The following is a 15,336-nucleotide window of genomic DNA, read 5'->3' as shown; positions in this document are numbered from 1 at the left end:
TTTAATTTGGAGAATACGGATTAATATGTACAAAAACGTTTTGTACGTTATCTTGTTTCATAAGTTTTTCTTTTACATGTTTTCCGATGCGGTGACCTTCTTCTACAGTGATATATGGATCTACAGATACTTTAATATCGACAATAACATAGTGGCCATGTTCTCTTGCATATAAAGAGCCTATTTTTTTCACACCTTCCACTTGAAAAACTGCCTCCCTAAGTGGAACAACATCTTCTTCATGCAGAACATGATCGAGCGTTGCATGAATAGCTTCTGCTCCAATACTCCACGCCATCTTAGCAACGAGAATTGAGACAAATAATCCTGCAATTGGATCGGCATATACAAGCCAATCTATACCTAACTTACCACCGATAATAGCTGCACAAATGCCGATTAAAGCTGCAATTGAAGAAAACACATCCGAACGGTGCTCATATGCATTTGCAATAATTGCAGCACTATTTATTCTCTTCCCTAATCGATATTTATACTGAAACATCCCTTCTTTCACTACAATCGAAAGAATAACTGCAAAAATCGTAATTCCTTTTGGTGGTTCTAAATCTTGTGAAAAAGCTTTTATAGACGAAATCGCTATCTCTATTCCAACAATAAATAATAATACCGCAACAATAATCGCTGAAATCGATTCCGCTTTACCATGACCATACGGATGATCTTCATCAGGCGGTTGCTTTGCCGCTCGTAATCCAAAAAGTACAGCTAACGAGCCAATTACATCTGATCCAGAATGCACTGCATCCGCTAAAAGCGCCTTACTGTTTCCAATATAACCAATTACCGCTTTTACAATCGCTAATATAATATTACCAACGATTCCGACAATAGCACCAAACTCGGCCTGTTTAAAACGTTCATCTTTTTCCATAATTGAAATCCCTTCTTTTCTTAACCTATCTTTTTATCCCGCTATTTGCGGGCAGTAAGCCCCCCACCTCAAAATCCGGCAAATACAAGGAAGTTAGGTGGGAGATCAACTGCCCGTAAAAGCCCGATTGGTGAGGGCTAATAATAAGCGGGGATGAACAAAACCCCCACTTATTAAAGTTTCACTTTATTTTAACAAAATCAGCGATAACATCACCACTTTATTCCATTTCATTCTTTCAAAAGTTGCTATCTTATTGTATCCACAAACGAAAAAAGAGATGCCTCATAATGAGACATCATCTTTTTTATACTTGCGGTTCAGGTTCTTCTTTCTCAACCTTTTTCTTGTTTTTTCCCTTTTTCAAACGACGGTTTTCAAGCATTAACCAAATTTGAGAAGCAACGAAAATAGAAGAGTACGTACCTACAACTAATCCAATTAATAATGCAAGTGAGAAGTTACGCAGTGATTCACTACCGAAAATAAGTAGTGTGATTACTGGGAATAACACTGTTAACACTGTATTAATTGAACGACCAATTGTTTGACGAATACTTGAGTTTACGATTTCTTCTAGGTCTTTTATGTCGCGAACTCGTTTTTTCTGTTTGTATAACTCACGGTTTCTATCAAACGTAACGATTGAGTCATTGATAGAGTAACCAATAATCGTTAATATCGCAGCGATAAACGTTAAGTCTACCTCTATCTGGAAAAGACTAAACATAACAATCATAACGAATGCATCATGTAATAATGCGATTACCGCAGATAATGCATATGTGAAGCGGAAACGAATACTTACGTATAAGATGATAACCAATGAAGCTATCAGAACCGCGATGAATGCATTTCGTGCAATCTCTTTACCGATTGTCGGCGAAACTGTACTTACGTTTGGCTCTGTACCGTATTTATCGTTAAAGAATGTTTTTGTTTTCGCAATTTCATCTTTCGATAAAACGCCTAACGTACGAACAGCGAAACCTTTATTGTCATCTCCGGTCGGTACAATATCTTCTTCCTTCACATCGATGTTCAATTCTTTCAAATCTTTATGAATATTAGAAACAGTAGTTGCTTGTTTTGATTGCAAGTCAATACGTGTACCACTTGCAAAGTCAATACCAAGATTCATTTTGAAAATCGGTAATATAATTGCCCCAGCAATTACAACTACAATTGAGAATAAGAAAAATTTATGACCGATATTTACGAAATTAATACGATCAAATCTCGTCGGTGGATGTACTGCACCTTTTGTTAATGGAATAATATCCTTTTCCTTAACACCAAAGTAAGATAGTTTCTTATCAAAGTAACGGCTCTTTACAAGTAAACCTAGTAAGAAACGAGTACCGAATACGTTCGTAATGAAACCAACTAAAATACTTACGATTAAACTTGTTGCGAATCCTTTTACAGAGCTATTACCGTAAGCGAATAATACACCAGCTGCTGCAATTGTTGTAATGTTCGCATCTAAAATTGTCGATAATGAACGATGGTTACCAGCACGGAATGCTGACATCATCGACTTACCAATTTTAAGCTCTTCCTTCAATCTCTCGTACGTAATGATATTCGCATCAACTGCGATACCAACCCCGAGCACTAATGCCGCAATACCCGGTAACGTAAGAACTGCATGCATCCAGTTAAAGACAAGTAATGTAACGAAAATGTATAAACCTAACATAATAACCGCTACAAGTCCTGGTAAACGGTAGAATACAAGCATGAATAAGAAGATAATAGCAATACCAATCGCACTAGCGAAAATCGTTTGCTCTAATGCTTGTTGACCAAATTTCGCTCCAACAGATGTTGAATACATTTCTTTTAAATCAACAGGAAGTGCACCTGCATTTAATAAAGATGAAAGTTCTTTCGCACTTTCAACTGTAAAGTTTCCACCTACGATAGATACTTCAGCTTGGTTAAATACTTGGCTTACTGTTGCTGCTGATAAAAACTTCGGATTCGGTTTTGCTGATTCTGCTTTATATGAATCTTTTCCTTCTTCAAAATCAAGCCAAATTACCATTAAATTCGTTGGTGGTGGCATTTTTGAAATCTTTTCAGTTACTTCACGGAATTTTTCAGCGCTTTTTAGTGTAAGACCTACGCTCGCACGGCCTTGCTCATCAAATGTTTGCTTCGCTCCGCCGCCTTTTAAATCCGCTCCGTCCATAAGCAGGTTATCATCCACATCACGGAATGTTAGTTTCGCTTGTGTTGATAACATTTCACGTGCTTTTTGCTGATCTTGTACACCAGCAAGCTGTACACGAATTCGATCTTCCCCTTCGATTTGAATGTTCGGCTCACTTACACCAAGAACATTGACACGATTTTCAAGGGCACCTACTGTACTTACAAGTGCATCACGATCGATTTTATCACCTTTTTTGGCTGGTTTTACTTCATACAGAATTTCAAAACCACCGCGAAGGTCTAGTCCTAGACTAATTCCTTTTGCTATGTCTTTTCCTGCCGCACCAATTACTCCACCAATTAATAAAACGATGAGGAAAAAGGCGGCAATTCTTGTACCACGCTTTGCCATATGTACCCTCTTTCTGCTACTAACACTTTCAATAAATCTCTTACGATTCATTTTCGCACGTGTGCATACGCCTAGTTAGTAGACTTACTTTCTATAAAATACATGTATTTCCGCTAGTTCATCACTAGCTGTGTCGGTAAGCTTTTCACAATACCTACACTTTCATTATTTATTTTTTCTCTTCACTACCTCCTTTATATATAATCTTAGACATAATTAATTCCTCTTTATCAATACCTATCATTATACTGCAAAAGGAAGAACAAACCAATTACAGTCGGTTATTTATTTTCATATTCATCAAACGACCAAAGTGGCGCCTGATATGCTTCAACAGTTAAATAATTCATATATTCATTAGTACTTACTCTTAATACATCATTTACTAATGCATACAACCTAACATCACTGTCTATCTTTTTCCACTTTTTCGCCTTGAGAAACTTCCAAATATCATTATCTGTCACTCGGTCATAGCCAAACATGTGAAACTCTTCTACTTTACTTTCTAAAACGACTTGTAACTGTCCGCGGTATGATTCTACCAAAGCCTCATTATCCAACATATATAACATCTCCTTCTTATTTCAGCACAAAAAGTCGCTTTTAATCCCGCTCTAATGGACAGTAATAACTTCTTTCAAGAGTACCATTCATACTTCACTCTCTTAAATGCTTGTCATTCTTGTCTCATACGTGCATATAAATTATTGTAAATCATTCCATTGATTTTGAGAAGGTAGGAGAAGAGTATGACGAGACAAAGCTTTTTAAAAGGTGCATTTATTTTAATGATAGCTGGCTTTATTACAAAAATCCTTGGATTTATTAACCGCATTGTAATGGCACGTATTTTAGGCGAAGAAGGCGTTGGCCTTTATATGATGGCTGTCCCCACCTTCATTTTAGCAATTACACTAACACAAATTGGCCTTCCTGTTGCAATCGCAAAATTTGTAGCAGAAGCGGAAGCAGTGAACGATAAACAAAGAGTTAAAAAAATATTAACTGTCTCGCTAGCCGTTACATCCATTATTAGCATCATTTTAACAATTGGGATTATGCTACTCACACCTATTTTAGCAAAAACATTATTAACAGATGAAAGAACTTACTATCCATTAATGGCTATTTTACCTGTCGTCCCCGTTATTGCAGTTTCTTCCGTTTTACGTGGTTATTTCCAAGGGAAACAAAACATGAAGCCGAGCGCTTACGCTCAAGTCATAGAACAAGTTGTCCGCATTACAATTATCGCTGTATGCATTCGGTTATTTTTACCTTACGGCGTAGAATATGCTGCAGCCGGTGCCATGCTATCAGCTGTTCTTGGCGAAGTTGCATCTTTATTATTTTTACTTACTTTATTCCAACGCGAAAAACATTTATCTATACGCTCTGGATTTTTCACTACTGTAAAGGAGAGCAAAAATACGTTTTATTCCCTTATGGACATTGCTTTACCAACTACAGGAAGCCGTTTAATTGGTTCCGTTTCTTATTTCTTTGAACCTATCGTCGTTATGCAAAGCTTAGCGATCGCCGGCGTTGCTGCTTCTGTCGCAACTCAGCAATACGGTATATTAAACGGATATGCGTTCCCGCTTCTATCACTGCCAGCCTTTATTACATACGCTCTTTCTACAGCACTCGTCCCATCAATTAGCGAGGCAATGGCAAAGAGACAACACAAATTAGTGGAACACCGATTACAACAAGCACTTCGAATTTCCTTAATAACCGGCGGATGGTCAGTCGTTATATTATATGTATTTGCTTCTCCAGTTTTAACTCTCATGTACGGATCAGACAACGCGGCCGCATTCATCCAGCTTCTTGCACCTTGCTTTTTATTTCATTATTTTCAAAGCCCCCTTACGTCTGTCTTGCAAGCTTTAAACTTAGCACGCGCTGCTATGATGAACACATTCATTGGCGCTATCGTAAAATTAATCGTTATCTTTGTACTCGCTTCACGCCCAGAGTTCCAAATGATGGGGGTTGCCCTCGCCATCGCAGCAAATATAGTAACCGTAACATTCCTTCACTACGCCACTGTTTTAAAGAAAATTGCATTTACCATTTATGCAAAAGACTATATTTTCGGCGGAATTGCTATCGGGATTGCTGGTACCTTCGGTTTTTATCTTCATAAGTATATCGTTTTTTCTCATTCACTTGGCATACAAACATTATGGGAAATCACTTTAACAACAATCGTTTATATCGTTCTCCTCTTCGTTTTCAAACTCATTCGAAAAGAAGAATTAAGTCGTCTCCCTATCATTCGGAAACTTTCATTTTTGAAGTAAGCAGGCTTGCCATTCAAAATGGTAAGCCTCTAATTTTCTTTCAAATCAACGAAAAACTGTCCATTTTGAAAACTACAATATAAAATCCGTTTCACATCTTTATAACCTAAGTTATTCAGTTTCTCAACGAGCCACCCATCTGTATGTTCGATCATTTGCAAATGATTGTATTGAATTTCTCCATCAATAATTAGTGGGAGTGTAAAAATTGGTGTATCATTTTTGCTCTTTTTACTTTTTTGTTTTTGAAAGACAGATAACTTTCCAGATGGTTCTAAAATAGCGTATTCTACATCACGCACATCTCCGATTCCTTGCTCACGTAGCTGCATCAATAAATCATCTATGTTATATCGCTGCTTCCGCATCTTTTTTTCATCAATTTTACCTGCATTCACAAGAATCGCAGGCTCCCCTTCTATTAAATGCCGAAAACGCTGAAACTTTAAAGAAATGACCGACAAAATGATTTGTATACACATAAGAAAAGTCATTGGAACTAATTGATGCCAAAGTGATTTATCTGTATTTTCGATTGCCACTACAGCCATTTCACCGAGCATAATGAATACAACTAAATCTAATACACTTAATTCTCCAATTTCACGTTTACCCATAAGACGAAAAATAATTAAAATGATTATATACAAAAGCATTGTTCGTCCGATTATTGATACCCATTCCATTTCTACATCCCCTTTTTTTACTTATAGGCTCCCCTACAAAAAAGAAACTAGTCTAACTTAAACAAAATGAAAATATGCTTGTATTAAAAAGGGGGAATGCATAATGGATGGAACGAAAAAATTATCGAGCGCAATCGGCTTCGGTATTATTACCTTATTAATCCTCGCATCTATTACAAGTATGATCATGGCTCTTTTATTAAAATTTACGAATATTAATGAAGGGACATTAGTAATTATTATTTTTATAATAGCCCTTCTATCTATGCTTATGTCTGGATTTATTGCTGGTAAAAAGGCACAAGGAAAAGGATGGCTAGTAGGTTTCACAACAGGCCTTACATTCGCTATTCTCGTCTTTCTCGTTAACTATTTAGGCTTCTCTCAAACTTTATCGAACTCACAGTTACTCTACCAATTAGCATTAATGGGTGCGAGTACACTCGGAGGTATTTTCGGTGTAAATATGTCAAAACAAAATAGTTAAAAAAGGCCCTGCACATTTCATGCAGGGCCTTCATCATTAGTTTTTCACAACTTCACGAATCGCATTGCGATCGAAAGTTAAGTGTGAACCACCAGATTTAACAACAATTTTTGTTTCATCCACTGATTCGATTGTAGCGTGTAAACCACCGATTGTTACGATAGCATCACCTTTTTTGATTTCATTTTGCATTTGAGCAACTGCTTTTTGACGCTTTTGTTGCGGGCGAATTAATAAGAAATAGAAAATCGCAAACATCGCAACAATCATAACGATATTCATCATACCTGCATTCATCTTGTGTTCCTCCTTTTAAATTATGTATTAGAAGTTTTTAGCATTCGGTTTATTAAAGCCATACTGTTCAAAGAACTCTTCGCGGAAATCGCCAAGACGGTCTTCACGAATAGCTTGTCTCACCTGCTCCATTAAGTTTAACAGAAAATGAAGGTTGTGATAAGACGTTAAACGAATTCCGAACGTTTCATCACATTTCATTAAGTGACGAATGTACGCACGAGAATAGTTTTTACATGTGTAGCAATCACAGTTCGGATCAAGCGGCCCGAAGTCTCTAGCGAATTTCGCGTTTTTCACAACTAAGCGGCCTTCACTTGTCATACATGTACCATTTCGAGCGATACGAGTCGGAAGTACACAGTCAAACATATCAACACCGCGAATCGCACCATCAATTAACGAGTCAGGAGAACCTACACCCATTAAGTAACGTGGTTTATCATCAGGAAGAAGTGGTGTTGTAAACTCAAGAACACGATTCATAATATCCTTCGGTTCACCAACAGATAGACCGCCTATAGCATAGCCAGGGAAGTCCATTGAAACAAGATCTTTCGCACTTTGACGACGAAGCTCTTCAAACTCCCCGCCCTGTACAATACCGAATAAACCTTGATCTTGTGGACGTTCATGCGCCTTTAGGCAACGCTCTGCCCAGCGGCTTGTACGCTCTACCGACTTTTTCATGTATTCAAAAGTAGCTGGGAACGGTGGACACTCATCAAATGCCATCATGATATCTGAACCTAATGCATTTTGGATTTCCATCGCTTTTTCTGGAGATAAGAATAATTTATCGCCATTTAAGTGATTGCGGAAATGAACGCCTTCCTCTTCAATACGTCGGAAATCACTTAAGCTAAATACTTGGAATCCACCTGAATCCGTTAAGATTGCACGATCCCAGTTCATAAACTTATGCAAGCCACCTGCTTCACGAATAATTTCGTGGCCTGGACGTAGCCATAAATGATACGTATTGCTTAAAATAATGCCAGAATCCATTGCTTTTAATTCTTCTGGTGACATTGTTTTAACTGTTGCAAGTGTACCAACTGGCATAAATGTCGGTGTATCAAATGAGCCGTGTGGCGTGTGCACTCGACCTAAACGCGCACCCGTTTGTTTACAAGTTTTAATAAATTCATAACGAATTGCTGTCATAATTTACTCCTTTTATTTGTTTCTCATTTTAGCGTGAGATGCAACGAACATCGCATCACCGAAACTAAAGAAACGATATTTTTCTTTTACTGCTTCATTATAAGCATGAAGTACATTATCTCTATTTGAAAATGCACTTACAAGCATAATTAATGTTGATTTCGGCAAATGGAAGTTTGTAATTAAACCATCAATTGCTTTAAATTCATATCCTGGGTACATAAAAATATCTGTCCAGCCAGAAGCTGCGCAAAGCTTACCACTATTATCTGTCGCAATCGTTTCTAACGTACGAGTTGATGTCGTACCTACAGTAATAATACGGCCGCCATTCTCTTTCACGCGGTTTAATAACGCCGCAGTCTCTTCAGACATATGGTAATACTCTGCGTGCATATGATGCTCTTCAATAGTATCTGCAGAAACTGGTCTAAAAGTTCCAAGTCCTACATGGAGTGTAATGAATGCTAACCCGACGCCTTTTTGCTTCAATTTCTCAAGTAACTCTTCTGTAAAGTGAAGGCCAGCCGTCGGTGCTGCTGCTGAACCGATTTCCTTCGCATATACCGTTTGATAACGATCGCGATCTTCTAGCGTCTCTTTAATATACGGAGGAAGTGGCATTTCTCCAAGCTCGTCTAAAATTTCATAAAAGATGCCGTCATATGAAAACTCAAGTTGACGCCCACCTTGATCTGCTGTTCCAATGCAAGTTGCTTTTAACTTTCCTTCACCAAAAGAGATGACAGTTCCTTCTTTTACACGCTTCGCTGGCTTTATAAGCGTTTCCCACTTATCGCCTTCTTCTTGTTTTAGAAGAAGTACTTCAATGTGCGCGCCTGTATCTTCTTTCACACCGTGCAAACGAGCAGGCATAACTTTCGTTTCATTTAAAACTAAGCAATCCCCCTCATGTAAGTAAGAAAGAATGTCTGTAAAATGTTTATGCTCAATATCGCCTGTTTCACGATCTAACACCATTAATCTTGATGTTTCACGATCTTCTAATGGGATTTGTGCAATAAGTTCTTCTGGTAAATGAAAATCAAACAGATTAATATCCATAACTGTATCCACCTATTTCTTATTTAAATCGATTTATTATATACATAATAAAAGATAATACAATACTTAACACAATACATGTAATGATAGGAAAATAAAAGGTAACGTTACCTTTTTTCACAAAAATATCGCCTGGAAGCCTTCCTATGAACTTCCAAGCTAATCCAACAACAATGAGCAAAATACCAGCTGTAATAAGCAGCTTTGGCATCTCCGTCATACTTTTGGCATCTCCATTCCGAAATGCTCATATGCGAGCGGTGTTACGATCCGGCCTCTTGGCGTTCTTTGTAAAAAGCCAATTTGTAATAAATACGGCTCATACACATCTTCAATCGTATGAGATTCTTCCCCAATCGTTGCTGAAACAGTTTCTAATCCAACTGGACCACCGCGGAACTTTTCAATAATACCAAGCAGTAATTTATGGTCGATATGATCAAGTCCTAATTTATCTACTTGTAATAGTTCTAACGCCATTTGTGTAATTTCCATCGCAATCGTTCCGTCACTGCGAACTTGTGCGAAGTCACGTACACGTCGTAATAGACGATTCGCAATACGAGGTGTACCACGAGCACGTCTTGCAATTTCTAATGCAGCTAACGAATCTATTTCAACTTCAAACACTTCTGCTGTACGTTCTACAATCGCAGAAAGCTGATCTACTGTATAGTACTCTAATCGTGAAAGTACACCGAAACGGTCACGAAGTGGTGCTGATAATGCACCTGCACGCGTCGTTGCCCCAACTAGCGTAAATGGAGGTAAATCTAGACGTACAGAGCGAGCTGACGGTCCTTTCCCAATAACGATATCAAGGCAAAAGTCTTCCATCGCTGGGTATAACACTTCTTCAATAGATCTATGCAAACGATGAATTTCATCAATAAATAATACATCTCCTGGCTGAAGCGCTGTTAATACAGCTGCTAAATCTCCTGGTCTTTCAATTGCGGGACCTGACGTCGTTCGAATGTTAACACCCATTTCATTGGCAATAATATTCGCAAGCGTCGTTTTACCAAGTCCAGGTGGGCCATATAAAAGTACGTGATCTAACGTTTCTTCACGCATTTTCGCCGCTTCAATAAACACTTCTAAATTATGTTTCGCTTTATCTTGGCCAATATACTGACGGAGCGTCTGTGGCCGTAATGAATACTCTAAATCCGCATCTTCGTATCCAGATTCCCCTGAAAGGAGACGTTCGTCCATTATACTCACCTCTTACCATTTAGTAAAAGACTAAGTGCCTTTTTAATATATTGATCCGTCGTTAGTGATTCTTTTAATAACTCTGGTACAACGCGAGAGACTTCTCGTTCTGCATAGCCAAGTGCACGCAGTGCTTCCAGTGCTTCATCAAGTTCAACTGATGAACCTTTCTTCGTATCAAAACTTTCAGTATCTGAGAACAAATCAACAAACGCATCTGGTACAACATCTGCTAGTTTTCCTTTTAAATCTAAAATCATTTGGCGCGCTGTTTTCTTTCCGACGCCTGGGAACTTCACTAAGAACTTCTCATCTTCATGTTCAATCGCTTGAACGACCTGTCCGGTTTGACCAGAAGCTAAAATTGCAAGAGCACCTTTTGGTCCAATCCCCGATACACCTAACAATTTTGTAAATAATAAACGCTCTTCACGTGTTTTAAACCCGTAAAGTGCCATAATATCTTCTCTCACATAATGATATGTATAGACACGGATTTCTTGCTTACTTCTTTGAAATACATACGGATTTGGTGTGAAAATTTGATAACCAATTCCATTATGGTCAATTACGACATATTCCGGTCCTACATACTCCACGTAACCTGTAACATATTCAAACAAAATACGATCTCTCCCTCTCAAATCATGTATTCCATTTTAACATATTTAACAATAGAAAAGCGAGACTGCCCCAACAAATGTTCCCCGTTTACAATTTCCGTTTTTTTCTATTGACATAAATACAAAAAGAACATTAATATACAGAAGTCGATAATGATTATCAATATTAATTAAAGGGGTTACATCAGGATGAAACAAAAGCTATTTATTTTATTTACTATTATGCTAGTTGTTCTTTCTATCGTTGGCTGTTCTTCTCAAAAAGAAGAAGCAAAAGCAAAAGAACAACCGAAAACAAAAGTTGTAAAACATGCTAAAGGAGAAGCAACAATTCCAGCTAATCCAAAGAGAATTGTTGATTTATCTGGATCAACAGAGGAATTATTAATCCTTGGACATAAACCTGTTGGCACAGCAAACACATATAAAGATAAAATCCAAAATCACTTAACGGACAAGCTAGACGGGGTAAAGGCAGTCGGCTGGTACTGGGCACCTAAAGTTGATTTAGAGGCTGTTACCGCTTTAAAACCAGACTTAATTATTTTAAACAATCGTCAATTGAAAATTTATGATCAACTAGAAAAAGTGGCACCGACAGTTGTTCTAGAAACAAATCTAGAAGACTGGCGCGGTAAGTTTAAAGAAGTAGGTAAACTATTTGGCGAAGAAAAGAAAGCCGACAAATGGATTGCAGATTACGATAAAAAAGCAGACTCTTTATCTAAAAAAATTAAAGAAAAAACAAAAGATGAGAACTTTATGTTCGTTGCAGTAACACCACAAAACTTCCGTGTATACGGTAGCTTCGGATACGGTGACATCATCTTTAACGACTTAAAGCTTCCAGCAACAAAAGGTACAGATTTAAAACAAACGATGGCACAAGTATCACTAGAAGGTCTTGTTGCATTCCAGCCTGATCAAATGTTTATTGTAAACTTCGGCGGAGAAGCTGATAAAGTGTACGAAGACTATAAAAACAGTGCGGTTTGGAAAGATAATAAAGCAGTAAAAAACAATCACGTATATGAAGTATCGAATGAAGTCTTCAATACGAAAGCATTCAATCCAATCGGAAAAGATATGCTAATTGATGAAATCGCAAAAGAGATTTTAGCTAAGAATAAATAAAAAAAGCAGCTCACCCTGAGCTGCTTTTTTTATTATTTTGCACTGCGTATTGCTTCATTTTTTCGATTGTCTTCACGAATCCTTCTTTTGACTTAATACGAATACCACGCTTTAGTTTTGCTCGCTCATAACTCTCAAGCTTTTTCATATCAATTTGAAAGAAGGAATGGATCGCGTTATCACTTTTCGGTACCCCTTTAAAAATTTGCAATATCCCTTCCTCTGAAACACCAAAATAACCGCTCGTTTTCAGTAAAGGAGAAATATCATCAACTTTCCTTTGTAATACGATTTGCACATCATCACGATCAACAAGTTGCCATTCTTTATATTGCTGCAAAAACTTTTCTAAATCCGCTACTTTTTCTGTCAGTATTTCCTCACTTACTTCTCCATCAACATACATGCGCTCTAATAAAATTGTAACTTGAGGTTCTTTTTCTACTACTTCTGCCCTCACATCGGATCCATAAGCTAAGCAAAACATCACAACGAAAGCTTGCACTGCAATTAGCATCCATTTCATTTCCGTTCACCTCTTCTAGGCAAAATCATACTTTCATTTGTAGCTTTTCCGGAAATGGGGGTTTTATCCATATAAACAATAGCATTAAATTTCTAAGGAAAATAAAGTGAAACTTTAATCAGTGGGGGGTTTTGTTCATCCCCCCACTGGTTATTAGTTGAACCAATCGGGCTTTTACGGGCAGTTGATCTCCCACCTAACTCCCTCGCATTCGCCGAATTTTGAGGTGGGAGTCTTACTGCCCACAAATAGCGGGACAAAAAATGCAGATAAGGGTTAATCCTCATCTGCATGTATCATTTACTTTTATATAAAATGAAAGACGCCTGCAAAGCAGGCGTCTGATGCGTTTACGGCGAAAGACCAGGCGACCACATTCGCGTGTTTAGCACTTAAGCATATCTCTCGACTTACGTAAATTAGCTCATCGCTTTGCTAATATAACATTAACAAGGTAGAAGCGCAATATATTTCTAAATATATTTTTCTTCCTCTTTCAACCAATTGAAATTTATGTAAATTATAAATTTATTAATGTAATATATATATTACAATTAATGCTATAAATATAAACAGGGGATGAATGCCTTGAAAAAAATTAAAGATGAACGCCTCATACTTCAAACGTTAAAAAACATACGTATTGCCTTTCTTTTTCAATCAATTGGTATAATCGGAATTTTAGGCTATATCGGATTCACAGAAGGAATTGATCAAATTACGAAATCTCCATTGTGGTTATTATTTATTCTTACAAGTATTGTACTTAGTTATTTACAATTAAGCGTTTCTATCGATGTAGAAGAAAGCGAAAAGGAAATAAAGTTAACTCCTTATTACAAAATTATTTTACGCTCTCTTATTGTAGGAATTATCATGGCTATTATTTATATCATTTTCAGTCCAGAAAGACCTCTATTTGAAGCTATTTTAACAGGTGGTATTCTCTTCATATGCTTTTTAGCGTCTTACTCCGTTAGTTATTTTGTAAAAAAACGTCGTTTACAAGACGAAGATGAATAAAGAGGAAGGGCTATCCCTTCCTCTTTGATTTGTTATCGCATAGTACCAGTCAGGCCGTAACGAATGTCTCGGAACATATTTGTTATGTCACGATTAAAATCGTTTGTAGCTGTGCCGTTACGTAAACGCGTACTCATTGCATCGACACGAGTAAACATGTCATTTCTTACAGAAACATATACGTTTCTATTTCCAACTTCATTCACAACAGCTTGACGAATTTCGTTCGCCATCGCTGTTTCATTCGTCGCTGTATTACGTGGTTTTACCGCAATCGCTACATCGTTTCCATATACAACTGTAGAAACTCGATCTACGTTATTCATACGTTTCACACGATTCGTAATTTTCTCCGCAGTTTTACCATCATTGTTAATGTATGAATTGTTCATTGTAATATTACGAGTTGGGTGTGGATTAGCAATTTGCCCATTGTAATTTACATCACGATAATAGTTGGATCCTGCGTCATTACGACCGTTTCTATATGTTACATAATCTGTATAACGATCGTTACGCGTTACATTATCATTATATCGGTGTGTATCATTATAAGATGTACGCTCGTAATTATAGTTACGTCCATCCATCGCATTATTATCTTTTGGTGTACCACATGCAGCTAATGCACTGGTAACTAACAAAGAAGCAGCAATAACTTTTACTTTCGTATTCAATACAAAAACCCCCTCTGTTAGAATGAACTTCTCTTTCGAAAAGCTCCCCCTTATGATGAGTAACAGAGAGGGTTTTTACACTGTTAATATTTCACTAGGAATTTTCTAGCACTTAATGTAAATTCACCATATTCCTGACTATCACGAATACAAAAAAGGTGGGAATAACCCCACCTTTTTTTAAACTTCCTCTTCGTCCTCTTCTTCTGAAACTGGTTCTCCAAATACGTTTGGTGGGTCCGGCTGATAATACATCGTTCCTGGCTGTGGTGCATATGCTGGCTGAGTTGGTTGATAATATAAAGGATTAGCATATTGTGGTCCACCCGGTTGTGGACTATATAACCTACTTTCTCCTCCGCATCCACAATCTTCTTCACCTTGCACGAGTGGCGGCATATTATTATCCATTGGCATCATATTTGGATTTGGCATAGAAGTATATTGCGGCGCCATTTGTTGATACGGCATTTGATTGTATGGATTTTGTTGCTGATACGGCGGATATGGCGGCATCATTGGCTGTTGATATGGCATCATGTTTGGCATTTGATTGTTATCCATTATCGGCATCATGTTTGGCATTTGGTTGTTATCCATTATCGGCATCATATTTGGCATTTGGTTGTTATCCATTATCGGCATCATATTTGG

Annotated in this window: 16 protein-coding genes and 1 pseudogene; 4 read left to right on the top strand and 13 right to left on the bottom strand. The window is 37.5% G+C overall.

Annotated features, from left to right (window positions below; all coding sequences use genetic code 11):
- Nucleotide 1: 1 nt before the first annotated feature.
- The 3 genes from AC0IXC_RS09660 to AC0IXC_RS09650 form a co-directional block, all read right to left on the bottom strand.
- Entirely contained in the window at nt 2–895 is an 894-nt protein-coding gene (locus AC0IXC_RS09660) for a cation diffusion facilitator family transporter (protein WP_002034095.1), read from the bottom strand.
- A 307-nt stretch (nt 896–1,202) separates the two neighbouring features.
- Nucleotides 1,203–3,467 (bottom strand): protein translocase subunit SecDF, encoded by a 2,265-nt coding sequence (secDF, locus tag AC0IXC_RS09655; protein WP_137076172.1) that lies wholly within the window; start codon nt 3,465–3,467, stop codon nt 1,203–1,205.
- A gap of 281 nt (nt 3,468–3,748) precedes the next feature.
- Nucleotides 3,749–4,033: a post-transcriptional regulator gene (locus tag AC0IXC_RS09650; protein WP_078175458.1), complete on the bottom strand. Its 285-nt coding sequence runs from the start codon at nt 4,031–4,033 to the stop codon at nt 3,749–3,751.
- Between the two features lie 186 nt (nt 4,034–4,219).
- On the opposite strand from AC0IXC_RS09650, the gene spoVB reads away from it, so the two are divergent.
- A complete protein-coding gene (gene spoVB / locus AC0IXC_RS09645; RefSeq protein WP_002015313.1) occupies nt 4,220–5,779 on the top strand; it encodes a stage V sporulation protein B in 1,560 nt (519 codons plus the stop codon).
- Nucleotides 5,780–5,808: 29 nt separating this feature from the next.
- Here spoVB and AC0IXC_RS09640 read toward each other — a convergent pair whose 3' ends face one another.
- Entirely contained in the window at nt 5,809–6,465 is a 657-nt protein-coding gene (locus AC0IXC_RS09640) for a DUF421 domain-containing protein (protein ID WP_002143230.1), read from the bottom strand.
- A 103-nt stretch (nt 6,466–6,568) separates the two neighbouring features.
- Between AC0IXC_RS09640 and AC0IXC_RS09635 the strand changes: the two genes are divergently transcribed.
- Nucleotides 6,569–6,952: a TIGR04086 family membrane protein gene (locus AC0IXC_RS09635; RefSeq protein ID WP_002015315.1), complete on the top strand. Its 384-nt coding sequence runs from the start codon at nt 6,569–6,571 to the stop codon at nt 6,950–6,952.
- A gap of 36 nt (nt 6,953–6,988) precedes the next feature.
- Here the strand turns inward: AC0IXC_RS09635 and yajC are convergent, their stop codons facing one another.
- From yajC to ruvA, 6 genes are read right to left on the bottom strand one after another with little or no spacing between them, the layout of a single operon-like run.
- On the bottom strand, nt 6,989–7,249 hold the full coding sequence (gene yajC, locus AC0IXC_RS09630) for a preprotein translocase subunit YajC (protein ID WP_002034132.1): 261 nt from the start codon (nt 7,247–7,249) through the stop codon (nt 6,989–6,991).
- A gap of 27 nt (nt 7,250–7,276) precedes the next feature.
- A complete protein-coding gene (gene tgt / locus AC0IXC_RS09625; protein WP_002015319.1) occupies nt 7,277–8,416 on the bottom strand; it encodes a tRNA guanosine(34) transglycosylase Tgt in 1,140 nt (379 codons plus the stop codon).
- Nucleotides 8,417–8,428: 12 nt separating this feature from the next.
- Nucleotides 8,429–9,481, bottom strand: a complete 1,053-nt coding sequence (queA, locus tag AC0IXC_RS09620) for a tRNA preQ1(34) S-adenosylmethionine ribosyltransferase-isomerase QueA (protein ID WP_002143232.1) — start codon at nt 9,479–9,481, stop codon at nt 8,429–8,431.
- A gap of 19 nt (nt 9,482–9,500) precedes the next feature.
- Nucleotides 9,501–9,701 (bottom strand): DUF2905 domain-containing protein, encoded by a 201-nt coding sequence (locus tag AC0IXC_RS09615; RefSeq protein WP_000138162.1) that lies wholly within the window; start codon nt 9,699–9,701, stop codon nt 9,501–9,503.
- Nucleotides 9,698–10,699, bottom strand: coding sequence for a Holliday junction branch migration DNA helicase RuvB (ruvB, locus tag AC0IXC_RS09610; RefSeq protein ID WP_000344470.1), 1,002 nt, complete (start codon nt 10,697–10,699; stop codon nt 9,698–9,700). Before ruvB ends, AC0IXC_RS09615 begins: the two co-directional genes overlap by 4 nt.
- Nucleotides 10,700–10,704: 5 nt before the next feature.
- Nucleotides 10,705–11,322, bottom strand: coding sequence for a Holliday junction DNA helicase RuvA (ruvA, locus tag AC0IXC_RS09605; RefSeq protein ID WP_002088786.1), 618 nt, complete (start codon nt 11,320–11,322; stop codon nt 10,705–10,707).
- A 189-nt stretch (nt 11,323–11,511) separates the two neighbouring features.
- Here ruvA and AC0IXC_RS09600 point away from each other — a divergent pair, with 189 nt between their 5' ends.
- On the top strand, nt 11,512–12,456 hold the full coding sequence (locus AC0IXC_RS09600; RefSeq protein WP_002088787.1) for an iron-hydroxamate ABC transporter substrate-binding protein: 945 nt from the start codon (nt 11,512–11,514) through the stop codon (nt 12,454–12,456).
- 10 nt (nt 12,457–12,466) lie between these two features.
- Here the strand turns inward: AC0IXC_RS09600 and AC0IXC_RS09595 are convergent, their stop codons facing one another.
- Nucleotides 12,467–12,982 (bottom strand): BofC C-terminal domain-containing protein, encoded by a 516-nt coding sequence (locus AC0IXC_RS09595; RefSeq protein WP_215590210.1) that lies wholly within the window; start codon nt 12,980–12,982, stop codon nt 12,467–12,469.
- Between the two features lie 588 nt (nt 12,983–13,570).
- Between AC0IXC_RS09595 and AC0IXC_RS09590 the strand changes: the two genes are divergently transcribed.
- Entirely contained in the window at nt 13,571–14,005 is a 435-nt protein-coding gene (locus tag AC0IXC_RS09590; RefSeq protein ID WP_215590211.1) for a branched-chain amino acid ABC transporter substrate-binding protein, read from the top strand.
- Nucleotides 14,006–14,037: 32 nt separating this feature from the next.
- Here the strand turns inward: AC0IXC_RS09590 and AC0IXC_RS09585 are convergent, their stop codons facing one another.
- Both AC0IXC_RS09585 and AC0IXC_RS09580 read right to left on the bottom strand, forming a co-directional pair.
- Complete coding sequence (locus AC0IXC_RS09585; RefSeq protein WP_016100589.1) at nt 14,038–14,682, bottom strand: YhcN/YlaJ family sporulation lipoprotein; 645 nt, start codon at nt 14,680–14,682, stop codon at nt 14,038–14,040.
- Between the two features lie 180 nt (nt 14,683–14,862).
- Nucleotides 14,863–15,336, bottom strand: a pseudogene (locus AC0IXC_RS09580) (spore coat protein); the annotation flags it as partial.

It is taken from the genome of Bacillus sp. AC266 (genome assembly GCF_979253805.1).
This window is presented reverse-complemented; position numbering and strand designations above follow the sequence as displayed.